19 protein-coding genes are annotated in these 25,804 nt (G+C 62.7%); 5 read left to right on the top strand and 14 right to left on the bottom strand.

Going from position 1 to position 25,804, the window contains the following annotated elements:
* The first annotated feature begins 460 nt into the window (after positions 1–460).
* From JJ959_RS04035 to JJ959_RS04025, 3 genes are read left to right on the top strand one after another with little or no spacing between them, the layout of a single operon-like run.
* Positions 461–2,149, top strand: coding sequence for a methyl-accepting chemotaxis protein (locus JJ959_RS04035; RefSeq protein WP_292879986.1), 1,689 nt, complete (start codon positions 461–463; stop codon positions 2,147–2,149).
* The gene (locus JJ959_RS04030; protein ID WP_292879985.1) at positions 2,136–2,975 is read left to right on the top strand and encodes a protein-glutamate O-methyltransferase CheR; all 840 of its coding nucleotides are present in this window, start codon (positions 2,136–2,138) and stop codon (positions 2,973–2,975) included. Before JJ959_RS04035 ends, JJ959_RS04030 begins: the two co-directional genes overlap by 14 nt.
* On the top strand, positions 2,972–4,057 hold the full coding sequence (locus tag JJ959_RS04025; protein ID WP_292879984.1) for a CheB methylesterase domain-containing protein: 1,086 nt from the start codon (positions 2,972–2,974) through the stop codon (positions 4,055–4,057). The genes JJ959_RS04030 and JJ959_RS04025 overlap by 4 nt, the downstream gene beginning before the upstream one ends.
* 7 nt (positions 4,058–4,064) lie before the next feature.
* On the opposite strand, the gene JJ959_RS04020 is transcribed toward JJ959_RS04025, so the two are convergent.
* Genes JJ959_RS04020 through JJ959_RS04010 form a run of 3 tightly spaced genes read right to left on the bottom strand, consistent with a single transcriptional unit; the run spans position 4,065 to position 8,594 of the window.
* Positions 4,065–7,259 (bottom strand): Hpt domain-containing protein, encoded by a 3,195-nt coding sequence (locus tag JJ959_RS04020; protein ID WP_292879983.1) that lies wholly within the window; start codon positions 7,257–7,259, stop codon positions 4,065–4,067.
* Positions 7,260–7,263: 4 nt separating this feature from the next.
* On the bottom strand, positions 7,264–8,181 hold the full coding sequence (locus tag JJ959_RS04015; RefSeq protein ID WP_292879982.1) for a chemotaxis protein CheW: 918 nt from the start codon (positions 8,179–8,181) through the stop codon (positions 7,264–7,266).
* Positions 8,178–8,594, bottom strand: a complete 417-nt coding sequence (locus JJ959_RS04010) for a response regulator (RefSeq protein WP_292879981.1) — start codon at positions 8,592–8,594, stop codon at positions 8,178–8,180. Before JJ959_RS04010 ends, JJ959_RS04015 begins: the two co-directional genes overlap by 4 nt.
* Before the next feature lie 227 nt (positions 8,595–8,821).
* Between JJ959_RS04010 and JJ959_RS04005 the strand changes: the two genes are divergently transcribed.
* Positions 8,822–9,502, top strand: a complete 681-nt coding sequence (locus JJ959_RS04005; RefSeq protein ID WP_292879980.1) for a hypothetical protein — start codon at positions 8,822–8,824, stop codon at positions 9,500–9,502.
* A 3-nt stretch (positions 9,503–9,505) separates the two neighbouring features.
* Here JJ959_RS04005 and JJ959_RS04000 read toward each other — a convergent pair whose 3' ends face one another.
* From JJ959_RS04000 to JJ959_RS03960, 9 genes are all read right to left on the bottom strand, one after another.
* Positions 9,506–11,179, bottom strand: a complete 1,674-nt coding sequence (locus tag JJ959_RS04000) for a hypothetical protein (protein ID WP_292879979.1) — start codon at positions 11,177–11,179, stop codon at positions 9,506–9,508.
* Between the two features lie 323 nt (positions 11,180–11,502).
* Entirely contained in the window at positions 11,503–12,486 is a 984-nt protein-coding gene (locus tag JJ959_RS03995) for an oligopeptide/dipeptide ABC transporter ATP-binding protein (RefSeq protein WP_292879978.1), read from the bottom strand.
* A complete protein-coding gene (locus tag JJ959_RS03990) occupies positions 12,483–13,490 on the bottom strand; it encodes an ABC transporter ATP-binding protein (protein ID WP_292879977.1) in 1,008 nt (335 codons plus the stop codon). Before JJ959_RS03990 ends, JJ959_RS03995 begins: the two co-directional genes overlap by 4 nt.
* The gene (locus JJ959_RS03985) at positions 13,490–14,686 is read right to left on the bottom strand and encodes an ABC transporter permease (RefSeq protein ID WP_292879976.1); all 1,197 of its coding nucleotides are present in this window, start codon (positions 14,684–14,686) and stop codon (positions 13,490–13,492) included. Before JJ959_RS03985 ends, JJ959_RS03990 begins: the two co-directional genes overlap by 1 nt.
* A gap of 4 nt (positions 14,687–14,690) precedes the next feature.
* Positions 14,691–15,701, bottom strand: coding sequence for an ABC transporter permease (locus JJ959_RS03980; RefSeq protein WP_292879975.1), 1,011 nt, complete (start codon positions 15,699–15,701; stop codon positions 14,691–14,693).
* A gap of 103 nt (positions 15,702–15,804) precedes the next feature.
* On the bottom strand, positions 15,805–17,853 hold the full coding sequence (locus JJ959_RS03975; protein ID WP_292879974.1) for an ABC transporter substrate-binding protein: 2,049 nt from the start codon (positions 17,851–17,853) through the stop codon (positions 15,805–15,807).
* 290 nt (positions 17,854–18,143) lie between these two features.
* Complete coding sequence (locus tag JJ959_RS03970; RefSeq protein WP_292879973.1) at positions 18,144–21,056, bottom strand: hybrid sensor histidine kinase/response regulator; 2,913 nt, start codon at positions 21,054–21,056, stop codon at positions 18,144–18,146.
* A gap of 246 nt (positions 21,057–21,302) precedes the next feature.
* Complete coding sequence (locus tag JJ959_RS03965; RefSeq protein WP_292879972.1) at positions 21,303–21,794, bottom strand: bacterioferritin; 492 nt, start codon at positions 21,792–21,794, stop codon at positions 21,303–21,305.
* A 127-nt stretch (positions 21,795–21,921) separates the two neighbouring features.
* Positions 21,922–22,533 (bottom strand): HD domain-containing protein, encoded by a 612-nt coding sequence (locus JJ959_RS03960; protein WP_292879971.1) that lies wholly within the window; start codon positions 22,531–22,533, stop codon positions 21,922–21,924.
* A gap of 179 nt (positions 22,534–22,712) precedes the next feature.
* Between JJ959_RS03960 and JJ959_RS03955 the strand changes: the two genes are divergently transcribed.
* Entirely contained in the window at positions 22,713–23,576 is an 864-nt protein-coding gene (locus JJ959_RS03955) for an HAD family acid phosphatase (RefSeq protein WP_292879970.1), read from the top strand.
* A 104-nt stretch (positions 23,577–23,680) separates the two neighbouring features.
* Here the strand turns inward: JJ959_RS03955 and JJ959_RS03950 are convergent, their stop codons facing one another.
* Together JJ959_RS03950 and JJ959_RS03945 are read right to left on the bottom strand one after the other, a co-directional pair.
* A complete protein-coding gene (locus JJ959_RS03950) occupies positions 23,681–25,120 on the bottom strand; it encodes a HAMP domain-containing sensor histidine kinase (protein ID WP_292879969.1) in 1,440 nt (479 codons plus the stop codon).
* Positions 25,117–25,701: a hypothetical protein gene (locus JJ959_RS03945; protein WP_292879968.1), complete on the bottom strand. Its 585-nt coding sequence runs from the start codon at positions 25,699–25,701 to the stop codon at positions 25,117–25,119. The genes JJ959_RS03950 and JJ959_RS03945 overlap by 4 nt, the downstream gene beginning before the upstream one ends.
* Positions 25,702–25,804: the final 103 nt, after the last annotated feature.

Genomic DNA, 25,804 nt, shown 5'->3' with positions numbered 1-25,804 from the left:
ATTGTGCACTGCCTGTTTTTTAACCTTTTCGTAATATTCAGCACGTCATTGACCCGAACCACTCCGAATGACATCTGAATAGCGGGGCTTCGGCTCCCGTACGGGGTTGTTGTTGCACCACTCGACCCTGGCCCGTGCGTCGCGAGGCGCACGGGTAGGTCCCTTCCAGCGCAAATTCGGCCACCCGAATGCCGCTACTTCATCCTGACTGCACCACCCGATTCGATTCCCGGCACGGATGACCTCTTAGGAGCAAATGTGCGCGCCGCATCGAATGGTGCGTGCGCAAGCAACGCTAAAGTCCTGCGCCGCAACCAGTATTGGCCGCAATTCTATGCATCGGCGGCCAATTAAGAGGCTGCACTGCGGTGATCACGAAGATATACTGGATTTCAATGTAATTTCGCCCGACAGAACGCAGGGCTGCGTGGGCCGATCGGGAAAATCAGGGGGCCACATAATGTCATTGAACTTGTCCACGAAGCTGACCGTTCTGGTTCTCTTCATGGCTGCCGCACTCTGCGGCTTCGCCGGTTACGCCATCTGGACGACCAACGCCGTCAAAACCCAGGTCGAAGAGATCACGGAGATCGACACCCCTATAGCCGCATTGATCAGCGCAGCAGTCAAAGCGCAGCTGCAGCAGGAAATGGCGCTTCAGATCGCGATCTCCGTTGCCGGACAGGGACGCACGGACGAAAGCGACGACTATCTCGCCAGATTCGCCGCCTTGGCGGCTGAGGTGGACGAGAACATGTCTGAGGTGAACAAGCTGCTGAAACCCGCCATCGATGCCGGCGGCGACCGCGGCCTCGAATACGCCGAGATCAAGAAACTGATCGAGGAAATCGAAGCCGAGCACACTGAAATGACTAATATCGGTCAGACTGTCACCACCCAGCTGCGGGCGCTGATCAAGGCCGCTGGCGAAAGGATCCCGAGACTTTCCCATCTCAGCACCCACACCTCCAAGATCGGAGAAATCCAGGCGCGCCAGGCCGGTCGCGTAGATGTGCTTCTGAAGAAAATCGAAGGGATGACTTCAGGAACCGTCGAGACGATCGCCGCCTCGGAAAGAATGGCCATTACCAGCCTCTCTATCGCCGCCGCAATTGCGGTCAGCCTCTCGCTGATCGTCGGCATCCCGATGGCATTCGGCATCCGCCGTCGCCTGAACGCCGCGGTAGCGACCGTGGACCGGTTCGCCGCTGGCGATCTGTCAGCGGACGTCCCGCTGGACGGATCGCGCGACGAGATCGGGCGGGTCATGGTGGCGATCGACAAGATGCAGAAGAACCTGCAGGACATTCTCGGAACCATCCGCACGGTTTCCGGCGGGGTGACCAGCGGAAGCAGCGAACTTCGACAGACAGCCCAACAGGTTTCCGACGGCGTCAACGATCAGGCCTCGAGCATTCAGGAAACCTCGGCGGCGATGGAAGAGATGACTGCCGGGATCCGGCAGAATGCCAAGAACGCGGAAGAGACCGAGAAGGTCTCCGAGCGCATGGCGACGGAAGCCTCGCGCTGCGCCGATGCCATGACCGCGACCGCGGCCGCGATGAAAGACATCTCGGACAAGATCCTCGTGGTCGAGGAAATCACCCGCAAGATCGAACTGCTCGCGCTCAACGCGTCGGTCGAGGCGGCGCGCGCGGGCGAGCATGGCCGGGGCTTCGCCGTCGTCGCCTCCGAGGTCTCGCGCCTTGCCGAGATCTCGAAACAGGCGGCGAGCGAAATCCAGGACGCCTCGGCGGACGGCCGCGAGGCGGCGGAAAACACCAACCGCCTGCTGAATGACCTGCTGCCGGAAATTACCCGCACGAAAGACCTCGTGCAGGGCATCACCGCCGCGAGCGAGGAACAGTCCGTCGGTGCGGACGAAATCAACGTCGCGATCCACCGCCTCAATACGGTGATCCAGCAGAACGCGGCGGCGGCCCAGCAGATGGCGGCAACCTCCGGCGCCCTCGCCGGCCGGGGCCGGGAACTGCAGGAGTCGGTCTCCCGCTTCAGGCTGAACGGTTCGCACGCTCCGGTCCCCGCGGAAGACGCCGCTGACCCGCTGCCGCCGAAGGAAAAGGGCCAGGCCGGCAAGCGCCAGGCGCAGGACGACAAGATCACGTCGGGCGACTTTGGAAAATACTGACCTTGTAGGGGCGGAGTTCGACGAGCTCCGCCGCCTCGCGCACCAGAAATTCGGCATCATCGTTCCGGCGAACGCGCAAAGCTTCCTGGATTCGCGCCTGCGCGGCTTCATGAGCATGTCCGGACACAGCTCGGTTGCGGAACTCCTGCACGAGGCCAGGAGCGACGGGCGCGAGGACCTTCTGATCAACGTGGTCGAGCATCTCTCGACCAACCACAGCTATTTCTACCGCGAGCCGGCACATTTCGAGTTCCTCGCGAAGAGGCTGCTTCCAGAACTCTCCGAGAGGCTGAAACGGGACCGCTCGCGCGATATCCGGATCTGGAGCGCGGCGGCGGCGGCCGGAGAGGAAGCCTATTCCGTCGTCATGGCGATGCGGGAATTTTTCGGCCCGCACTACCAGGATCTCGATGCCGGCATTCTCGCGACGGACATCGCGACCGCGGCCCTGCGCAGGGGAGCGCTCGGCGAATACAAGTCCGACCTGTTCCGGCACATGCCGCCGGACTGGAAACAGAAATATCTCGAGTATCTGGGCGATGACACCTACCGGGTGATCCAGGCGGTGCGGGACGACGTCATGTTCCGCTGGCTCAACCTGACCGAACCGCTCGATAAGTTACGCGGACGCTACCATCTGATACTCTGTCGTAACGTTATGATTTATTTCGACGATGCGACGAGGGAGAACCTGGTGCGCAATCTGAGCAATCTTCTGGCGCCCGGCGGATATCTGTTCATCGGCCATACCGACAATCCGGATCACGCGCGGATCTATCTCGATCAGATCCAGCCCGCCATATTCCGAAAGAAAGCCAAGACTTGAGTGCTTCCGGCGAAATCCTGGTCGTCGCCCTCGACCCGCTGCTGCGCAAGGTCGTGGCGGAAAATGTGACGCCCTTCGCCGATGGGGCCACCGTCACGTCGATCTCCCAGACCCGGGCCACGCCGGAACGCCTCTCGGGTGCCGCCATCGTTGTCCTCGCGGCGCGCGACGCGGACTTCGCGGGCTTGAGATCCGTCTTCGCGCTGGTCAAGGCGGCCAACCGCCCGACACTGCTCGTCACCGCCGGGGAAAGCAGCGAAGGACGTGCCGTTGCGGCCGACCTCAGGATCGGCGGCTCCGATCACATCGCCATCCCCGAACTGGATATCCGCGAGGAACTCCGGGCCGTCTCGTCCAAACTGGAATCGGCCATCCGGCAGGCACGGCGGGACCGTCCCCGGAACGCCCCCGCGCCGGCACAGCCGCAGACGCCACCGGCGCGCGCACCGATGCCTCCCCCCCCGGAGAAACCCCGGCCTGTCGAGGATACGAGAGTGCCCTATCTCGGAACGGTGATCTGCATCGGCGCCTCGACCGGCGGCACTGACGCACTGCTCACCGTGCTCTCCGGGCTCGACCGGAACTGCCCGCCGATCGCCATCGTGCAGCATATGCCGAAAGACTATGTCCCCGACTTCGCCAAGCGGCTGGACCAGTCCTGCCGCATCGACGTCGAACTGGCCCATGACGGTCAGGCGCTGCGCCCGGGCCTTGCCGTCGTCGCGCCCGGCGACCGGCAGTTCCGGCTGCGCAAGGGCAACAAGGGGATCTGGACCGCGCTCGGCGAGAGCGAACGGATCGGCGGACACTGCCCCGCCGTCGACGTCATGATGAAGTCGGCCGCGCAGGAACTGGGCAAGAAAGCGGTCGGTGTGATCCTGACCGGCATGGGGCGCGACGGTGCCGACGGATTGCTCGCCATGCGCCAGGCCGGCGCCCGCACCGCCGCCCAGGACGAGGAAACCTCCATCGTCTACGGCATGCCCAAGGTCGCGTTCGAGGAAAAGGCGGCGGATACGGTTCTGCCGCTACAGAAGATCGCGAGCTGGATTTCCGGCGCCACGCTTCAGCTGCCGAAATAGCCCTTCGTCAGCCGCCGGCGATCGCGATCAGGGTTTCCGGATCGAGCACGAGAAGCGGCTGTCCCTCGCCCATCACCGTCGCCCCCGCAAGCACATCCACGGCGTTCAGCGCCGGGTGCAATTCCTTCATGAAGACTTCCTGACGGCGCTTCACCCGGGAGACCGCCACGCCGACCCGGCGCTGCGGCGTACCGATGATCACCACCGGCATGGCAGACTGGTTGGCCGTGACTTCCGGCGTCTCCCAGCCGAGCATGGTCTCGATCGAGCGCACCGGCAGGAAGCCGTCGCGGTGCTGGATGCCGGCCAGTTCGCCGACTTCCTGAATTGCGCTGCGCCGCACCTCGATGACCTCGACGATGGCGCGTTCCGGTAGCCCGAGATCGCGTTCCCCGTCCGTCACCACGACGATCCGCTGCAGCGCCGCAGAGACCGGGAAGCTCAGATAGAATTTCGTCCCCTCGCCCTCGACGCTGTCGATGTCGATCGCCCCGCCCAGCCGCCGGATCGTCGTCAGCACCACGTCCATGCCGACCCCGCGGCCGGAGGTCTCCGTGACCGCCGCCGCGGTCGAGAAGCCCGGAGCGAAGATCAGACGCTGGATTTCGCGCTCCGACATGCGGGACGCGTCCTGATCCGAGATCAGCCCCCGCTCGATCGCCTTCGCCCGGATGCGTCCGGTGTTCAGGCCCCGGCCGTCGTCGGCGATCATGATCTGCGCAACGTTGCCGTTCTGCGTCGCCTCGAGCGTGAGCGTCGCCTTCTCTGGCTTGCCGAGATGCACCCGTTCGTCCGCCGGCTCGATGCCGTGGTCCATGGCGTTGCGGATCATGTGAACCATCGGTTCCATGAGCGCATCGACCATCGACTTGTCGATCTGGATATCGCCGTCCTCGACCTCGAGGTTGACCTGTTTCCCGAGGCTGCGGGACAGATCCCGGACCAGCCGCGGCATCCGTCCGAGGACGATGCTGATCGGCACGACCCGGAGCTGCAGCGTGACGGAGTGCAGCATCCGCAGCGTCGTCTCGGCCTTCGCGATCTGGTTCGCGAGCACCTTGCCGGCTTCGTCGATATGGCTTGCCGCGAGGTTCAGCCGCTCGGCCTTGCGCGCCCCGGTCTGCTTCGCGACGGAGCGGAGCTCAGCGATCGTGCTGGCAAAACCGGCTTCGGAAGCGCCCTGCTCGATGCGGGAGATGCAGAGCCGGAGTTCGGCCACGGTATCGAGGTAATTGTCCACCAGCTCCGAGGAAACACGGAGGGAACCTCCGCCGACATTTCGGCTCGGCGTTCCGCCTTCGGTCCGCTCGGCCGGCATCGATGCATCCGAGGCGACCGGCTGAAGCTGGGATTGCTCGGCCGCCAACGGCGGCGGTACCGGTGCGGCGGAAGGAGCGTGCTGCACGGACGGAGCGCTCGGCTGAGGCGGAGGGGTCTGCCGCGGCGCCTGCTGTTGCGGCGGGGGCGGCGCGGCCGGACGGGCGGCCTTCCCGACCGTCCAGTCGTCACCGATATGGAGAACGTTCGCCGGTTCTTCGGCCGCAGGCTTTGCCGGTTGCGGCTGCGGCGCGGGCTGCGCCGGAGTTGCGGCCGCCGCGGTCTGCACCGGGTTGCTCGCGAGGACAGCCCAGGATTGCAACGCCTGTGCAGCCCCGCTGATACCCTGCAGCGACGCCATCAACGGATCCGCCGAGCCCTTGATCCCGATCAGGAACTGGTAGAGCTCCGGATCGATATCGACCAGAACGCGGTTCGACATGACGCGCTCCTGGTAGATCCGTTCCATGATCTGCTGGGTCGAGGCCGGTCCGTCCGGCAGCTTGGCCTGGATCTCGAGCAGATTGGCGTTCGGTTCCTTCAGGTAATCGGCGATCTGCTGTCGCGCATCCGGCGACAGCGAGTTGAAGATTTCGTCGCCGAGCGATGTCCTGAGTTCCGCGACCGCCGCCTCGGCGTTGGTCAGCAGCAGCGCCATGCGGTCGCGCAGGCGGTCGTAGGTTTCGCGGCGCATGTCGAGCGAAGCGACGTTCAGCCCCTCGATCCCGATCACCTGGCTCTCGCGGCGAATCTCGTCGAGCACGTCGAACGCGCCGGGCCGGTCCTGCCAGCCCTCCTGGATGGTCAATTCGCTGGCGAGACGCGCCAGGGCGGAGATCCTCTGGACGCCGAGCGCACGGGCGAGGATACCGACCAGTTCCCAGTCCCGCGGTGCCCCGCCCGCAACCGACAGCCGGTCGACCACGTCGCGCGCTTCGCGGGAGATGTGCGGCGACATGGAATCGTCGACATCCTCCATCGAGATTCCGGACTCGGCGAGCTCCGAAAGCACGCGGAGCCGATGGACGAAAATGCAGAGGCCGCGGGTGAGTTCGGTCTTGTCGAGGCGTTCCGAGTCGCGCAACAGGTCGGCGACGCCATCGAGAACCGTGGCGATGCCGAGATAGCCGACCTCGTTCGCCACTTCCCGGATCGCCAGGATCGAGCTTGAGATGCCCTGCGTATCGAGACTCTCCAGTTCCGGGCTCTCGAGCGCCTCGGCAAGCTGGCCGAGTTCGCTCTTCACCACCTCGGCGAAAGGCTCGACCGTCTCCGGCTGGAACTCGGGCTCGGACGGATCGGCCGGGGCCTGCGAGACCTGCATGGACATTTGCCCGGCGGGCGCTGCGTCCTCTTCCTCCTCCTGAACCGGTGGCGGCGGAGGCGGTGCAGGCGTGGGCGCTGGCGCAGGTTCCGGAGCCGCGGCGACCGGCTGGGGTGCTGGTTGCGGAGCTGCCTGGGGCGGCTGCACGGAGCCGCCGCTCTTCAATTGCGCTTTCGCCTGCGACAGCTGCGCGACGAGATGCATGTCGGCCGGAGCGTCGACCCGGTCGCCGACGCAGGTCTCGCGCAAGGCGATCAGCGTATCCGCGGTCTGCAGCAGGAGATCGCGCGTCGCCTCGTCCGGCTGCGCCTCTCCGTTGCGGAACAGATCCAGCAGATCCTCGGCATGATGCGCGACGAGCTCGATACCCGTCAGGCCAAGCGATGCGGAAACGCCTTTAAGGGAATGCATCGCGCGGAACAGCGCGCTCATGGTCTCCGGGTTCATAAGATCGGAGGCACTGCCGGACAGCAGGCTTTCGATCTGCCCGAGATAGTCCTCGCTCTCCTGCTCGAAGAGCTCCCACATTTCCGCGCCGGGACCGTCGTCGAAACCGCTCATCGGGTCACCCTCTGCCGTCCGAGCGCACGAAATCGGGCACCGATTGCGCGATCAGTGCCGCGAGATCGATCACTTCGTGGAACGCGCCCTTGTGCGAAATCACCCGCGCCTGGGTCTCGCCAGTCGCAGGGCCGACCGGGCTCTCGTCGGAGACGATCCCCAGCACCTGTTCGGTCGCGATCGCCCATTTCTGGTCGAAGTAATTCACGATGATATGGATGGTCTGCTTTTCGAACCCGCCTTCGGTCAGGCGCAGCACCGGAAGCACGCTGCCGCTCACCTCGATCACGGAATCGAGCCTGACGCCCGGCCGTTTCGGCAGCGGCGTCGTACCGACATCGTCGATAGCGCGTTCGACCAGTCTGGAATCAACGGCATAGAGATGGTTCCTCACCGTCAGCGCCATATAGGTCTTGCGCGCCTTCTCGACCTTTTCCGTCTTGTCGGGAACGAGGCGCAGCGCGCGCTGGTCGGCGAGCAGCGGAAGCATGTTCTGCGCGTTGAACCAGCGGTCCGGATCGACCGCCTGGACGATCTTGCCGTTCTCGTCGAGATAGGCGTGCTGCGGCTGTTCGGACGCCGTCAGCCCCTTCGTCGGATGGGCGGGATCGAAATTGCGGATGCCGATGATCTTCTGCACCGCCAGACCGATGACCGCATGGCCCCGCTGGAGCACGATGCACATCGGAAGGTCCGTCTCCGGATCGTGTGCTCCTGCACGGACCACAACGAGCGGGATCGGCTCCTTCCGGAGCACCATGACGCCGATATATTCGGGATCCTCGCCCTCGATCGGCTGCATGTCCTCGATCTCGACCACCTCGCGGACGCTGGACAGCATCACGCCGTAGCGGCGGTCGTCCGACTGGAACAGCAGGACCGGAATCTTCTGGGATTCGTATACGCTCTCGACCGCGTTCATGCCGACACCTGCCCGCCCGAGCCCATCACCCGATGGATTGTCTCGACCAGAAGGTTGCCGCCGCTCGCATCGACGTCCCGGCTGACCGAGCCGGACGGCTTGCCGATCACCGCGTCGGCCCCGACCAGACGCGCCTCGACCGCTTTCGGGGAGGCCGGGTGGGTCAGAGACGAGAGCACGATCACCTTGGCCGGAGAGAGAATGCGCAGCCGGCGCAGGCACTCGATCCCGTTCATGATCGGCATCTCGATATCGAGCGTCACCACGTCCGGGTTCAGTTCCTTCGCCATGTCCACACCCTCGCGGCCGTTCTCGGCCTCGCCGACGACTTCCATGCCCTCGGCGCGATCGAGGATCGTCTTGATCGTCAGGCGCACCAGACGGGAATCATCGACAATAAGAACCTTGGCCATCAGAAAACAGCTCGCCCACAGGTGGAAACCATCCTCGAATCAATGGTTTCATGGTTCCATATCGCTTGGCCTTTGCCTACCGGCATTTTGCTTCCCGACCCTGTGATTTCGCTGATTCCGGCCTCCCGGCCATGTCCGGATTCGATCCCTGCATCAAGAGGTTGCCCTTTGGCCTGCGCCGTAGGACGATATCCGGGTACCGACAGAAGCTTTCGGACAGGCAGAAGATGACAGACCAGAACGGATCCGCGGGACTGCTCGCTTGGCACTTCGTCGACGAGGAAATGCGTGACGGGAGCCCGATCCCGCCGGACGGCGAAAGGCTGGAGCACGGCGCGCCGGTCGCGCTCTGCCAGTCGGGGCTGCACGCCTCCGAACGGGTGATCGACGCGCTCAAGTTCGCTCCGGGCAACACCATCTGCCGCGTCGAGTGCGACGGGGTTTCCGCGCGCCAGGACGACAAGCTGGTCTGCGCCGCGCGCACCATTCTCTGGCGCGTCGAGGGCGAGGATCTGCTCCGGGAATTCGCCCGCAAGGTCGCGCTGGACGTCGCCGGTCTCTGGGAAATGCCGGCCGACGTCCGCAAGTTTCTCGAATCCGGCAACGAGAACTTCCGCGTCTCCGCCCGCGCCGAGGCGCGCGAGCTTTCGCGCAAATACGTTCTGGCCGACAAGGTGACCGCGGCCGCCGCCGCGGAGGCGGCGCGTGCCGCCGCGGCCAGGACGCACGAAGCCCGCGCGACGGCGCTCGCTGCCGCCTGGGCCGCCAACAAGGCGCGCGGCGATGCTGAGACCTGGGCGCGCTATGACAGCCTCCTTGAAAGCCTCGTCGAAGCGGCGCGGACCGCATCGGGCGACGAGGATGAATGGGGCGATTTCGCCGATGAACTCGAGATGGAGATCGGCTGACCCTCAGCCGAAGAAGCCGCAGCGGTGCAGCTGCTCGTGGAACCGGCGGAGCGTGTTGACCTGATCCTGCGGATCGGGGATCTGCGACACCAGTTCGGCTTCGAAATTCGGGCGTTTGAGGTGATTGACGATGATCTGCCGGGCGAGGTTCGAGGCCTTGCCCTTCGGCAGCATTTCGGGCTGTACCATGCTGACCAGCATGAAGGCCTTGATGTGCAGCGGCTTGTCCGAACTGTCGATCTTGTCGAGGATCTTGCCGTCGACAATGTATGACGCGAGCAGGTCGTCGATCCGGCTGGTCAGCTCTTCCTTGCGCGGTTCCGGCAGGGAGCTTTCCTTGATCTTGTGGAAGATCTGCGTGACCTTCGCCATCTTCTTGTTCGGCGGCAGCTTCTCGCGCACGAGGTGGTTCAGGCTCGGGGTGCTGACGAACATCGCGTCCAGATGCGTGTCGATATCGGAGCGCAGCAGGTCCTTGCCGAGCTTGCTCTCCAGCAGCGACAGAAGATAGGCCGCCTTGCGCGCGGGATCCGCAAGCGCCGGAAGCATCGAGGCCGCCGCCTCTTTCATGCCCTTCTGGCCGCCCTTGTTGATGATGGTGGACTGCCGCGCCGTGACGGCTTCGGCCATATTCGGTCCGCCGACCATGTTGCAATCCGGAATCAGCTTGTGAAGCAGGCCGTGGAAGACTTCGCGTTCTTCCTCCCGGTCGCCTTTCGAGAGCGGGCCGATGCCTTCAAGCTGCCGCCGCACCCGGTCGACCAGCACCTCCTGGCTCTCCGGCAGCTTGCCGGCACCGATCAGCTTGTTGAGCTGAATGTTCGTGTAGTCCGGATGCTCCGGCGTCAGGTTTTCCGGCTCCTCGCCAAGCGGCTCTCCACCGGCGAAACAGATCATGGTCACAAGCGCGCTGCCCGTGTCGCGCTGGTGGCCGAGCATGTCCTTCAGAACCTCGGCATTCTGCAGGATGTCAGAGATGTAAATGTCGAGCGCCTTCATCCCGTCGGGATCGGTCACCGCGACGGCCCAGTCGATGCACTGGGCGAGCTTGCCGAGATAACTGCGGTTCTCGACCAGTTCCGTCGCGATCGCGGAACGGATCAGGTAAGCGGCGTCCTCGCCCTCCTTCACGGAGGCCTTGAGCTCGGCGATCGCCTCGTTGAAGCCGGCGTCCCGGATCCGCGGCATGGGCCGCTGGAGGGTTTTCTGGGCTGCGGCGTTGATATGATCGACGAACGCGAACAAGGTCTCGCGGCGCTCGTTCGCGTTCGAGTCCTCGAGTTTGGCCGCTTGGAAGGTCGCGACCTTGGCAACGGCGGAAAAGAGCAGCGTGCCGTCATCCAGCAGCCGTTTCATCTCGCGCGCGGAATGCAGTGCCTCGCTCGCGGTGATGTTGTGCTTGTCGAGATAGGCGCGGAACAGCCGGTTGATTGTCTGCCGCCCCTCGCCTTCATAGAAATCCGAGAGCTCGTAACAGAGCGGCGCGTCGTCGATATTCTGGATGAAGACCTTCTCTTCACCCTTCGGCTTCAGTTTTTCGAAGAGGATGTCTTCCGGCTTCAGGTCGTGGATCGACTTGCCGGTGTCCTTGATGACCCGCACGCCTTCGGTCCCGGCGCGGGCCATGACTTTCAACGCCTCCGCCTGGCCTTCGTCCTTGCTCGTGGCCGTTGCCACGATGGACCATGAGCCATCGCGAAGCGAAAGTACCTCAAAGACTGCGTTAGAGCGTCCGAACACTGTCTGTTACCCGCACTGACATTCTGTCTGTTCACCACCGACCGCTACTGCGGCGTTCTGACCCGCAAGATCAATCGATTATCGCGCGAATTTAATTCTATTCGAATCTTACCCAACTTCGGTAGCGAAACAAGCTCCAATGCGAACTTGCTGATTTCGCGAAATAAAAAATGTTTCTTCGCCGGATCGGCGGCTCAAACAGAGTGCCATAGTATGAAGATTGGGCGGCGCAATGTCCGCTCAAATCGGACCTGCGCCAGCTATTCCGCGAAGTGACAGGCGGCGAAATGTCCGGGCGCATGCGCTTTCCACTCGGGCGTCTCCGCCGCGCAGCGTGCGGTCGCGATCGGGCAGCGGGTATGGAAACGACAGCCGCTCGGTTTGTTCAGCGGCGACGGGATCTCCCCCTCCAGCTTCTGCGCCCTGCCCCGGTCGTCCGGATCGAGCGACGGGATCGCGGAGAGCAGCGCCTTGGTATAGGGATGCTTCGGCGCCGTGAAGAGCCGCCGGCTCGGCGCCATCTCGACGATCGCACCGAGATACATGACCGCAACATAGTCGCAGGTATGGGCGACGACGCTGAGATCGTGGCTGATGAAGAGGAAGGTGATGTCCATGTCCTTCTGAAGCGACTTCAGAAGGTTCAGGATGTCCGCCTGGATGGAGACGTCGAGCGCGGCCACGCTCTCGTCCGCCACCAGGAACTTGGGCTGGCAGACCAGAGCCCGGGCGATCGAGATGCGCTGGCGCTGACCGCCGGAGAAGGCGTGCGGAAAGCGTCTCAGATGTTCCAGATTGAGCCTGCATTTCGCCGCGATTTCGCGCACCCGCTCGTCGGTCTCCGCACGGGTCTTGGTCAGCTTCATGACTTCGAGCGGCTCGGCGATGATGTCGCGCACGGTCATCCGGGGGCTGAGTGCCGCGTAGGGATCCTGGAAGATCAGCTGGGTGCGTTTGCGGTAATCCTTCAGCTCTTTCTTGCCGAGCCGGCCGACATCGTAATCGACCTCCTCGTCGACATACCGCACCTCCCCTTCGGAGATCGGGGCCGCCTTCAGGATCGCGCGGCCGAGCGTCGTCTTGCCGGAACCGCTCTCGCCGACCAGCCCGAAGAACGAGCCACGCGGGATCTCGAGGCTGATATCGTCCACCGCCTTGAGGACTCCGCCGCCGCCGAAAAGGCTGCCGCCGACACCGTAATGGACCGAGAGACGGTTGACCTGAATGTGGCTCTGGGCGGTCAAGATGCGGCCTCCATATCGGGTTCGACAGCAACGCAGGCCGCCGTGTGGCTCCCGGATACGGCCACGGCGTCCGGCCACAGGCTGTCGCAGGTCCCCGGGATCATCTTCGGACAGCGGGTATGGAAGACGCAGCCCTCCGGCCGCTCAAGCGGGCTCGGGATGTCGCCCGGAACCGGCGTCAGCGGCTCGTCCAGCTTCTCGAGCTTCGGCAGCGCGTTGAGCAATCCCTGGGTGTAGGGGTGGGCCGGCGTGCGGATCACCTCGCGCACGCTGCCGGTCTCCATCACCCGGCCGAGATACATCACCGCGACCCGGTCGGCGGTCTGCGCGATCACGCCGAGATCGTGGGTGATGAAGAGGATCGCCATGCCGAACTCGTCGACCAGATCCTTCATCAGGTCGATGACCTGCGCCTGGATGGTCACGTCCAGCGCCGTCGTCGGTTCGTCCGCGATCAGCAGCTTGGGCTTGGTCGAGAGCGCCATCGCGATCATCGCCCGCTGGCGCATGCCGCCGGAGAATTCGAAGGCGTACTGGTCGATCCGCTTGCCCGCATCGGAGATGCCGACGCGGTCCAGCATCTCGATCGAGAGCTCCCGCGCCTGCTTCTTGTTCAGGGAGGAATGCAGCAGCAACTGCTCGACCATCTGGTCGCCGATCGTGATGGCCGGCGCGAAGCTCGCCATCGGCTCCTGGAAGATCATCGAGATGGCGCCGCCGCGGACCACGTTCAGGTCTTTCGCGCTCTTCAGGGAGAGCACATCGACCGGGCCGTCCTCGAGATTGAGGGTGATCCGGCTGTCCGGCCCGTAGACCGTATTGCCCGGATTGAGCTTCATCAGCGACTTCGCGGTCACCGACTTGCCGGAGCCGCTCTCGCCGACAAGGCCGAGAACCTCGCCCGAGGCGATATCGAATGAGACATTGTCGACGGTGGTGATGAGACCCTCGTCGGTCCTGAACCGGACCGTCAGGTCGCGCACGGAAAGAAGCGGTGCCGTCATCACTTGTGATCCGAATAGGGGTCGGCCGCATCGCGCAACCCATCGCCGACGAAGACAAACGCGAGCACCATGCCGACGAAGAAAACGACCGGGATGAAGTACCACTGGTAATTCAGGAGCACGTCCGCGCTGGTGACGTTCTGCAGCATCACCCCGAGCGAGTTCACCGGCTCCTTGAGGCCGAGCCCGATGAAGCTGAGCGCGGTTTCAGAGAGCACCATGTAGGGGAAGGAGATCACCAGATCGACGATGATGTAGCTCGTGAAGCTCGGCAGCAGATGGCGGCCGATGATGTGACCCGGTGAGGCGCCGCAGAGCTTCGCGGCCAGCACATATTCCTGGTTCCGCTCGGTCAGCAGATGGGTGCGTACACGGCGCGCCAGGGTCGGCCAGCCGATGAAACCGAGAATGATGGAGATGAAGAAGAAGCGCGCTTCCGAACTCCATTCATCCGGCACAAAGGCGGCCAGCGCCATGAAGAGCGGGATAGCCGGCACCGTCCTGACCGCGTCGGTGATCATCTGCAGCACGCCGTCGGTCACGCCTCCGAAATAGCCCGAGGTCCCGCCGATGATCAGTGCGAGCACAAAACTGATGAAGACGCCGATCGTGCCGACCGCGAGCGAGGTATAGATCGCGTGCAGGGTACGCGAGAAGATGTCCTTGCCGCCGTGATCGGTGCCGAAGAGATGGATCCCGCCCTCCTCGATGCCGAAGAGATGCGTGGTCATCTTGAAGCCGGGAATGTTGATGTCGAACGTGTCGCCCGGCAGATCGATCTGGACGCTGAACAGCCGGTATTCCCAACCTTCGGGGAAGAAGGTCAGGTAGCGCCGCTTCTCTGTGTTGACCGTCGTCACCCAGCGGAAATTCGTCTTGATCGAGCGGGTCCGCTCCAGCGTGTGAAGGAAGGGCCGAAGCGAGCAGCCGTTGTGATCGCAGAACATCGGGATCTGCGGCGCGCCGTTCTGATAGTCCTTGTCGCGCCCCGCGATGGTCGGATCGTAGGGGGAGAGGAACGGCGCGAAGAGCCCCATCAGGATGATCGCGATCAGGAAAGCACCGGCCACCATGGCCGAACGGTTCTTCCTGAAACGGGCCCAGACCAGCTGAGCCTGGCTGGCGGTGAAGTAGGCTTCCTTCGATTTCTGATCGGCGCTCTTGGCGGGCGGAGCGGAGACGGTTTGATCGACCATGATCTCAGCCCCCCATCACGCTCTTGCGGACGCGCGGGTCGATGATCGACAGGAGCACGTCCGTCAGGAAATTCAGGGAGACGATCGAGGCGGTCAGCATGAAGATGATCGCACCGGCGAGCTGCTGGTCGTTCGACCGCGCAAGACCCTCGAGGAGAAGCGCCCCCGCCTCCGAAAGCGTCAGGATAACCGCGACGATCGGCAGCTCGTTGAACACGCGGTTGAGGTCGAAACCGAGCGAATTGATGATCGGTCCAAGCGCATGGCGCGCGGGGTAGCGCCAGAGCAGCGCGCGTCCGTGCACACCCCTCGCCCGTGCCGCGGTGACATAGAGCTTGCCGTATTCGTCGGACATCAGCGCGCGCACGGTCTGCAGCGCGAAGGCGGTCGCCGACCAGCCAAGGATGAAGATCGGCAGCCAGGCATGAGAGAGGAAATCAAGCACCCGCTCCCAGGACCAGGGCGCATCGCGGAACTCCTTCGAGAACATGCCCGTCAGCGTGTCGCCGAAGACCATGGTCGAGAACAGCATGATCATCAGCGCGAGCAGGAAATTCGGCAGCGCCAGACCGAGATAGGAGACGAGACGCAGCCCGTTGTTGAGTGACGGGCTGGAGACCGTCGCCGATATGATCCCGACCGGCAGGGCGATCAGGTAGGCGACGAGAAGTGCGACGAAACAGATCCCGAGCGAGATCCAGATCTTCTCGCCGAGCAGCTGGTTGATGTTCACGCGCAGGATGCAGCTATCGCCGAAATCGCCGCGGAAGAAGACGTTCCCGACCCAGCTCGCCCAGCGTTGGATGTAGGGCTTGTCGAGGCCGAGGCGCTGTTCCTCGGCACGGATGTCCTCGACGCTGATCTGCTCGCCCTGGGTATTCTTCCAGGCGAGATAGCGCTCGGCGCAGTTCGCCGGCACCAGCTCCATCAGCGTGAAGACGATAAAGGACACCAGCAGCAGCGTGACAACGGCCATGGCCGCGCGCGTGCAGGCGAATTGAATGAACCGCAGCATATATCCCCACCTCCGTCGGTCTTAGATCGACCGATCTTTCGAGGTCATCGATCTAAAGCCGACGCAGGCGGGACCGGGGAATCCCGGTCCCGCCGCGCGGAGATCAGCCTTCGTCAGCAAGGAACCATTGCTGCGGACGATAGGGGTAGGTCCGGTAATATTCGTAGGACCAGGTCTTGAACTCCGGGAAGTTCTTCAGTGCATTCCGGTGATAGATCGGATTCGGAGCCTGCACCGTGCCGAGGAACAGCAGGTTCTCGGTCATGTTCTTCACCAGGCGCTGACCGATCTTGTCGTTCTCCGGCGAGCCCACCAGGGTCGACTGGAAGGCGTCGATATCGGCAAGCATCTCGTCGACATAGGCCGGCGGCTTCACACCCTTGGTGCCCTTGCTGTCGACATATTCCGCCCAGAGCATCCCCGCGCGGCCGCCGAAATAGTTCTCGAACGGCGGCTGGAACAGCTCCGAGTTGCCAAGCACGATCGCCAGCGGCTGGCCCTTCTGCCACATGATCACATCGAGCTGGTTGGAGGACTGGGCCGAACGGTACTCGTCCGGGGTCACTTCCTTGACCGTGCTCTTGATCCCGACATTGGTCCAGTGCTGCGCCACAAGCTCCGCAACCTGGCCCGGCATGCCCTGGGTGGCGAACTGCAGGTTCAGCACCAGCGGGGCACCGTTCGGAAGATCGCGCGCGCCGTCGCCGTCCTTGTCGACGACACCGACCTCATCGAGCAGCTTCTTCGCTAGGTCCGGGTCGTACTGCGCGTAGTAGGACTCCCATTTCGGATCGACGAATTTCGGCGTCGGGGAGAAGGCGACGTACTGTTTCGGCTTGCCGAGGCCGAAGAAGGCAACCTCGTTGATCTCGTCCCGGTTCATCGCGACGGACATCGCCTGACGGAACTTCAGATCGCCGAAGACCTTGCGCTTCTCCTCGTCCGGGGACGTGACGTTGAAGGCGAAGGTCGGCATCGCGATGGTCGGCTTCAGATCGACCGTGTAGCCGCCCTTCTCCTGGTTCTCGAGCAGGATCGGCGCCGACGGCAGCTGCATCGACTGCGACTTGTAGTCGATCTCGCCGTTCACCGCTTTCAGGATGCGCACCTCGTTCTCGTTGATGTGCACCTCGTCGATCTCGTTGATGTAGGGCAGCTGGTTGCCCGCCGTATCGACCATGTGGAAGTAGGGGTTCGCTACCAGGCGGCGGCCTTCGGTCGTCTCCGCGACGACGATGTGCGACTCAAGCGTCGGATAGACGCCCTTCGGCATCTTCGGCGCCTTGGCCGGGTCCGACAGCATGACGGTCGGTGTGTCGGTCCAGTCCGAGTTGCCGTAATAGGCGGAGATCACGGCATAGCCGTTCTCGTAGCCCAGCTCCTTCGCCATCTTGTCCGCGTCCGGATTGTATTTCGGATGGAACTGGCCGAGGAAGTGCTTCGGCATGAAGGGCTGCGAATAGTGCGTCGCGAAGTGGGCGAGCAGCCCCGGCTTCGGCGCCGGCAGATTGAAGACGACGGTCTCAGCGTCCGGCGTCTCGACGGTCATCCGCTCGCCGCCGACGAGGACATAGTCCTTCGGCTTCTTGATGATGTTCTCGTCGAACACCATGTCGTCGTACCAGAACTTCACATCCTCGGACGTGAAGGGCGCGCCGTCGGACCATTTGTGGCCCTTGCGCAGCTTCAGCGTCAGCTTGGTGAAGTCGGCGTTCCATTCCCAGCTCTTGGCGACGTTCGGCACGATGGTCGCCAGATCGTCGCTGTAGCGCACGAGGCTGACATGGCGGACGGAGAGGAGGTCGGAGGTCCCGGCTTCCGGAGCGTTCGACAGACCGTCGAGCACGCCGCCGTACTTGCCGATCTCACTGTAGGGCACGACCACCAGCGGCTCTTCCGGAAGGCGCTCGGCGAGCGGCGGCAGCGCGCCGTTGCCCTGGATCTTGCCATTCAGTTCGGCCGCTTTCGGATTGCCGGAAAAGGCCAGTTTGCAGCCGGCCGCGCCTTCGAACTCGGCCAACTCGTACTGCTGCGGAAAGGCGCCTGCCTTAACGCCCTTCATGTCGGCAACGGTGATCTGCGGGCAGTCGGCAAGCGCCGACCCCACAAAGGCGCAGAGAGCTACGCCGGCGAATAGAAACGATTTTCCCATGAAGTCCCCCAAGGAATTGTTCGAACCAGACCCCCCACCCGAGGCCCGGATTGATCGACGCTATTCTGCGTTCATTAATTTTGCGATGCAGTACGATGACGCTTTTATGACGTCCAGAAAAGCATGAATTGTTGCCGAACCTGTTCGCTCGCACGCGCATAGGTGATTCATTCGCGCATTTCCGCGGAAATTCAGTGTGCAGCGCAGCATTAAAAAACAGAGCCGGAATCACCCGGCCGTCACAACCGATTATTCATCCGGTCAGGAAGAAACGGCGGCCAGGCGATCGATCAGGCGCGGTCGGGCTCCGGCTCGCGAAGCTGAAGTTCGCGAGAAATCGCGCGCATGGTCTGCGCATGTGCATCCTCGAATCTTTCGAGGTCCGCCGGATTCGGTCGGCCAGCCCCGCCTTCGAGCCCCTGCTCGATCTCTTCGGCGACCCGGCTCACCGCGCCAAGGCCGAGCGAAGAAGCCACGCCTTTTACCGAATGCATCAGCCGCCGCGCCTCTTCCACCTCACCCCGATCAAGCAACCGTTTCAGGTCCGCCGGGCACCCGTCATAATCGGTTCGGAACTTTGCCAGCAACCGGACGATTGTCTCCCGCGGCAGCATCAGGCGTGCGGTGACCTCTTCCAGATCCAGGTCGACCGCGCCCTCACCGGGCTCCATCCCCCCGGCACGGGATTTCGCAGCGAATCTGTTGATCGTCGAGATGAGCTCTGCAGCCTCGAAGGGTTTGCTGATATGCGCGTCCATTCCGGCTTCCCGGCAGCGCTCCCGCTCCTCGGCAAGGGCATGCGCCGTCATGGCGATCACCGGCAGGTCCGTGAAACCCAGCTCGCTGCGGATCTTTCGAGTCGCCGTCAGACCGTCCATCTCCGGCATCTCGATATCCATCAGGACGGCGGCATATCTGTCCGGGCCCTCCCGTTCCAGGATCTCGAGAACCTGCTTTCCGTTCTCCGCCACATCCGCCGTCATGCCCGCGTTCTGGAGCACGCCGAGAGCGACCATGCGGTTCAGCTCGACATCCTCGGCGAGAAGCAGATGGATGCCGGCGGACGCCGCGCGCGGGTCGCTGCTCTCCGCCCGCAGACGCGCATGGACCGGGCGCCGATCCGAGCCGGTCTCGAAGAACGCCATCATCGTGTCGATCAGGAAGGACGTATTGATCGGCTTCTGGACGAAATGCGCGACACCGAGCACCTTGAGCTCGCCCGCGATTGCCTGCATGTCTTCCGCGGAGACCATGATGATCGCGGGCATTTGCCGCTCCGCGTTCTCCGACTGGATGCGGCGGATGGTTTCGATCCCGTCGATTTCCGGCATCCGCCAGTCCATGAGAACGACCGAATAGGGCGCCAGCGTCTGAGCCTTCCGGTACATGTCCAAGGCTTCCGCGCCGGACTCTGCCACATCGACCTTGAAGCGGAGACTGGATAGAGCCTCTCTCAGGGTCTCGCGCACCACGCGATTGTCATCGACCACGAGGACCCTCGTCGCCCGCGGATCGATGCCTTCGAAGCCGCGCCGCGGCACCGCTCCTTCGACCGGCTCGTACGGGACGCGGAAGAAGAAATGGCTGCCCTCTCCCGGGACGCTTTCCACCCCGATGGTGCCGCCCATGGCCTCCACCAGTTCGCGCGAGATGCTGAGACCGAGCCCGGTCCCGCCATGGGTCCTGGTCACCGACTGGTCGGCCTGCGTGAACGGCCGGAACAGTCGTTCCACCTGCGCCTCGGTCATGCCGATGCCGCTGTCGCGCACCGAAAACTTCAGCCATTCCCGTTCGTCCTCGACCGCCCGCGCCACATCGACGACGATCTCGCCGCGCTGGGTGAATTTTGCGGCATTGCCGACAAGGTTGATCAGGACCTGTCCCAGACGCAGCGGATCGCCGCAAAGCGCGGACGGAATGTTCCTGTCGACCGCAATCACCAGTTCGTTGGCATTTTCCTCGATCTTTGTGCTGACGACGGTCGCGAGATTTTCGAGCACCTCATCGAGGTCGAACTCGACCGACTCGATCTGCAGCTTTCCTGCCTCGATCTTGGAGAAGTCCAGAATGTCGTTGATCAGGCCGAGCAAAGAGCGGCCGGCACGTGCGACACGCGTGAGATGGTCGCGCTGATGCTCGGAAAGATCGGTCTTGAGAGTGAGGTCCGTCAGGCCGATGATCGCGTTGAGCGGTGTGCGGATTTCATGGCTCATCGACGCGAGGAACTGCGCTTTCGCCTTCTCCCCGCTCTCCGCCGCCTCGCGCAGCGCAGTCTGGGCCTTCGCCATCTCCGCCAGATGTTTGTTGGATATATTCAGGTCCGACCAGGCACGTGCCTGCGCACGATCGAGCGACAGAATCTTTGCCAGACTGAGGCCGCCGGCGGCCAGCACGAACAGCGCGAAGAGTGCGGCAATCCGCCAGTTCTCCGCATTCTCGCGGGCAACCAGGCCGGGCTCGACATATCCCACCAGACGCCAGAGCGAACCTGGGATGTCCCGGATCGCCCTGATTTCGGCGATCTCCTCGGCACTCATCGTGATATCGCGATGCGCTCCGAAGACATCCCGCGTGCCCTCTGCGCTGACCTCGATGAGATGATCGCGATCCCGGTGGATCAGGACCAGCTTATGACCGGGACTCTGATACGACTTGATCAGGGATTGCAGAATGTCGGGATAGAAACTGACGAAGAAGACCCCGTTCAATTCCTCGCTGCTGCGCCACGGCGCCATGACATCGAAGTGGTAGTTATGTGCCTGGGGATGAATGACGGTTTCGTAGCTGGCATCCAGGCCGGTCCCGAACAGGCGGGATAGATAGGTCTTGATGTTCTGCTGACAGGCGGCGCCGACGAACCCCTCCAGATCGTCGACGATGTCCACTCCCTCCGTATTCGCCAAAGTGAAAGTGAAATAGCCGGGAAACCAGCGCTCCAGACGCCCATCGATCCGGCTTCGGAGCCTCTCGTCGTCCACCGCTTGGGCGTACTCGGCAAGCAGGTCCTCATTGTCGATGGCGAAGGTTTCGATCATCCGCTGGCGTTCCGTGATGAACTGCGCCAGCGCGTTCGCCGCTTCCTGCGTTTCGGAGGTCAGGATCTCGACATGCCGGTTTTCGTTCTCGGCATTTTGACGGGCGACGAAATAGATATCCGCCCCAAGGACGAGCAACATCGTGACAGCCACAAGGGCAACCGTCATGCGCGCTCCGCCCCGGCCAGATCCAGGCTGCCTGCCGCCGCTCCCGGGCAAGGGATATTTGCCGCCCACTGTAAGGTTTTCCTGCATTCTGGACCGGGTCTCGGGATCCACACGCGTATCATAATAATAGGAACGGCCCCGCGCACCACAGGCACGCGGGGCCCTTTAGACCCAGATTAACTATGTATTCCTAACCGCCTGTTAACGACAGCAGTGAGAAGGCGACGACCGGCGGAATGCTGCGTCCTATCCTTCGTCGGAATTCGATCCCGGAACCGATATATGCTTGGCGATGTAGGCCGGCTCGCCCATGCGGCCGATCAGGTCGAGCTGCAGCTCAAGCCAGGACATGTGGCCTTCCTCGTCTAGCGCGATCTTCTCGAACAGCACGCGCGAGCCGATATCGCCCTCTTCCTGAGCCTGCGTGGCCGCCTCGGTATAGAATTTGATCGCGCCCTTCTCGTCATCCAGATCGGCCTGGAACATGTCCTTCAGGCTCTGCGCGCGGGCCGGGGTCTTGTCGAACTTCAGCTCGGCATCGCCCTTGAGGAACATGATGCGTTCGATGAAGGCATCGGAGTGACCGAGTTCTTCCTGCATTTCCTCGCGCATCTGGGCCGCCAGAAGATCGATCCCCCAATCGTCCAGAACATGGGCATGCAGCTGATACTGATGCGCTGCGGTCAGTTCCATGCTCAGCGCCTTCTGAAGGTTCGTCAGCGTCTTTTTCTTAGCCATCTCGGCGTATCCTTTCAGTATTCAGTAAAGGGATCTACAGAAGCCAATGCCTGATCATCTAAATTGTTCCATCCGTCTCTCGGCCGGCTGACATGACGTGGGGGTGTGACGAGCTTTCCACCATTGGTCAGATTGTCGCTGGCAGTCCGGTGACCTCTCCGGCCCGGATGACGGCCGGATCATAGGCCTTGCGGGCAAAAACCGCGCGCACATCCCCGACGAAGGAGTCCAAAGGGTCGCTCTGGTAATCCGGATCGAAACTTGACTGGTCCCAACGCTCGCAGAAATCGGCGCAGCTCGCGTAGCAGGGATGGTCTCTGAAGCGATCCCGCGCATCGCGGTCCCAGCCGTAGTGATGCCCGTAATAGTAGGACTGGAACAGGCCATGGTGCTCCACCACCCAGGCCACTTCCTCCCGGACGAACGGACGTAGAATTTCCGCCGCCATCCGGTCATGGTTCTGCGGCGCCAGGCGGTCCCCGATATCGTGCAGCAAAGCTGCTACGACCCAGTCGGTGTCGGCACCGTCGCGCCGCGCCCGTGTCGCGGACTGCAGGCCGTGTTCGAGCCGGGTGATCTTGTAGCCGGCGAGCGTATCGTCCGCCTGCGCCGCGAGCTCCGCAAGCAGACGATCGGCCGTTCCCGCCCGATATGGCTCTTCGAGCCGCTCCAGGAGTTCGTAGTCCTCCTTCGTCCCGTCCTTCATCTGGGTGAAGGACACGGTTTCGATTTCTGCCATCTCGCAATCCCTCCACAGCCACTGAGCCGGAAGCTTTGCGCCAAATGCGGAAAGGAGCAAGCCGGGCACGGCCGCGCGAAGATTAAACCCGCTGGTAAAATATTGCGCTTATGTGACAGCATGCCTCCGCCCGGAGGCGATGAACGGCTTCCGGCCCCGGACAGCGAAAGGGCTTCACGATGCAACGTCATTTCAGAAATACGGCGCTGGCGGGCGCCGCTGCCGTGTTCCTCACCTTCGGCGCCGCAACCGCCCAAGCCGAAGACATCCCCGCCAATGACGGCCTGAATGCGACCTACTGGATGCAGAATGCGGTCGAATACAAGGCCAATGCCTATGCGCTCTACCAGCTCGCCATGGTCCGCCTCGATCAGGCGCTGGCCGACAAGAGCTGGACCGCCGCGCTCGAGCAGACCGGCGACTATCAGTCGAAACCGCCGGCGGTGATCCTCGATATCGACGAGACCGTGCTCGACAACTCGCCGTACCAGGCCTGGATCGTCGAGAAAGACAAGTATTACAGCTCCAAGACCTGGACGCCGTTCGTCGAGAGCCAGACCTCGCGCGTCATCCCGGGCTCGCTCGAATTCACCAAGTACGCCGTATCCAAGGGCGTGAAAGTGATCTACGTCTCCAACCGCAAGGAGCACGAGGAAGCTGCCACCCGTGCCAACCTGAAGAAATTCGGCTATCCGGTCGACGAGGATACGGACGTGGTGCTGGTGCGCGGCGAGAAGGAGGAATGGAAGTCCTCGAACAAGACGCCCCGGCGTGAGGCCGTCGTTGCCAACTACCGCGTACTGCTGCAGCTCGGCGACAATCTCGGCGACTTCACCGACGAGAATGTGGGCGGCTCACCGTCCGAGCGCCTCGAGACCTACAAGAAGTACCAGGCCATGTGGGGCAAGCAGTGGATCATGTTCGCCAACCCGACCTACGGGTCCTGGGAAGGCGCCGCGATCAACAACAACTGGAAGGCTTCCAGCTCCGAGAAACGCGCCATGAAGCACGCAATCATGGACGAATGGGAAGGCCCGAAATAAGGGTCGACTCCCCGAAGCTGCGTTGCGAACAGCCCGGTCCCAGCCGGGCTGTTCGACTCCTTCCACCGCAACGCGGCGGGAGAATACAGCCCTACCGGCCCGGGTCAGAGGCTTTCCGCAGCAACCGGTTCGTTTAAGACGACAGGACGTTCGACGACGCGCGAGGCAGGGAAATGCACCGTAACGGTCGTCCCCTCGCCGACCCGGCTTTCGATAGAGACCGATGCCTCGTGCAGCTCGGCGAAGCGTCTCGACAGCGGCAGGCCGAGCCCGGTTCCTTCATGCGTGACAGAGCTGTTCTGCCGCAACTGGCCAAACGGCTGCATGACCTTGGTAAGGTCCGCTTCCTCGATCCCGATGCCGTTATCCCGCACGCCGAGATCGAGACCACCGTCACCCGAGAGAGCGGCGAAGGCAACGATCTCGCCACGCTGTCCGGTGAATTTAACGGCGTTCGTGAGGAGATTGATGAGGATCTGGAACACCAGACGCTCGTCAGCGATCAGCATCGGCAATGATGGGTCCAGATCGGCACGCAAGATCTGGCCCTTCTCCTGGGCACGCTGCCGGATCAGCAGCTCGGCGCGCTGGATCAGCCTGGACAGCTCGATCTGGCTCTCGTCGAGCTGAATCTGCCCCGCCTCGATCTTCGCCAGATCAAGGATGTCATTGATGACATGCAGCAAGTGCATGCTCGCGCTGTGGATTGCCGCCGCGTATTCGGTCGTCTTTTCATGCGAAACCCATTTCTGGTCTCCGCGTTTGACGATCTCCGAAAAACCGACGATGGCATTCAGCGGGGTACGCAACTCGTGGCTCATCAGCGCCAGGAATTCGGTTTTTGCCCGGTCGGCCGCTTCCGCCGCCGCCTGGGTCTCGCGCAGCAGATTAAGCTCTTCGTTCCGCAGTTCGATCAATTCCTCAAGGTCGTGCTCGCGCGCCTCGATGATTCGGATCAGCGAGCGCTGCCTGAAAAAGAAGAACAGCATGATCAAGAGGATCGCGCCCGCCAGGGCGGCGGAGAACTTGTAGGCAATCAGAGCCCGCTTCTCACCGGTCTGAAAGCGCACGAAGTCTTCCAGGAACGAAACCCAGATATCCTGCTCGATATGTTCGGTCTCGCGATAGACGTCGGCCATGTTCTGCTCGAAATGAGCGAGATGGCTGGCGGCCTCTTCGGGGGTCGAAATGGACTCGGTGATCTCCAGATTGCGCCGGATGATAGGAATTACACGCGACTTGAGAGCATCGTCATCAATATAGGCGCTGGCCGCGAACCCGATGGACGCCTTGCTGAAATTGACCGCCTTCTTCAGCTCATCCGGGTTCCCTGTATGAATGTAACTCAGGTAAGCCTCGTAGGCGCGACCGTTCAGCAGGGTGACCTTGAAGACATGCCGCATCGAGTCCGTCTTCAGCATCGTCTCGTCGGACTCGGCGATGCGCACCGGGATGCGGTTCACTTCCCGATAAAAATAGGCGCCGATGGCAATGAGAGAGACCGCGCCGATCAGCAGGATTGTCAGGTAGCGGCGCGGAGTCACTCGAACTTGATCTCCTGAATCATCCACATCCATTTCGGCAGATTGACCTGGTAAATCTCCTTCTCGGCGTCGAAATCCGGATAGACGATCCGGGCCGGCCCCTTTTTCTCAAGCCCGAAGCGCTCGCCTTTCCGCCGGGTGACGAAGAGGATCCTGAACTTCTGCCATTCGGCCTTTTCGAAAACCGTTCGGTAATCGTCGATCGCCGTCATGCGGACTGTCGTAACAGAGGGGTCTGCGAACCGCGCGACAAGTTTGTCCAACAGAACGCCGGAGTAGCGGACTTTTCCCTTTTCATAGGGATTGTAGACGACTTCCTCGATGGTTCCGGTTTCGTCGATTTCATCGAGAGTGACTTCATGGACGGCACCATCGACGGTCATGCCGGTCATCCGGATCGTTTCCGCCGAGACTCTACCTGTGTTCAGCACCAGCAAGGCAGCGATCGACAGAAAAACAAGCCCCATATGAATGCAACCGGGCAGCAAAGCACGATGTTGGAAGCTCATTGGCAAGGAAACAGATACCATCGGCACGCTATCCATACTCGTTGAAGACACCATCACCGACGGTGCGCGCATGGGCATTTCCGGAGGGCTCCGGGAAGCCTGGCCTTTTCTATCGCGGATTTCCTAACAAGACCTGAACGCCTGAGCGAATTGCGCCGGAATTTCGCGCTTTGGA

The organism is Nisaea sp., assembly GCF_017640745.1.
Classification (GTDB): Bacteria; Pseudomonadota; Alphaproteobacteria; order Thalassobaculales; family Thalassobaculaceae; genus Nisaea.
This window is presented reverse-complemented; position numbering and strand designations above follow the sequence as displayed.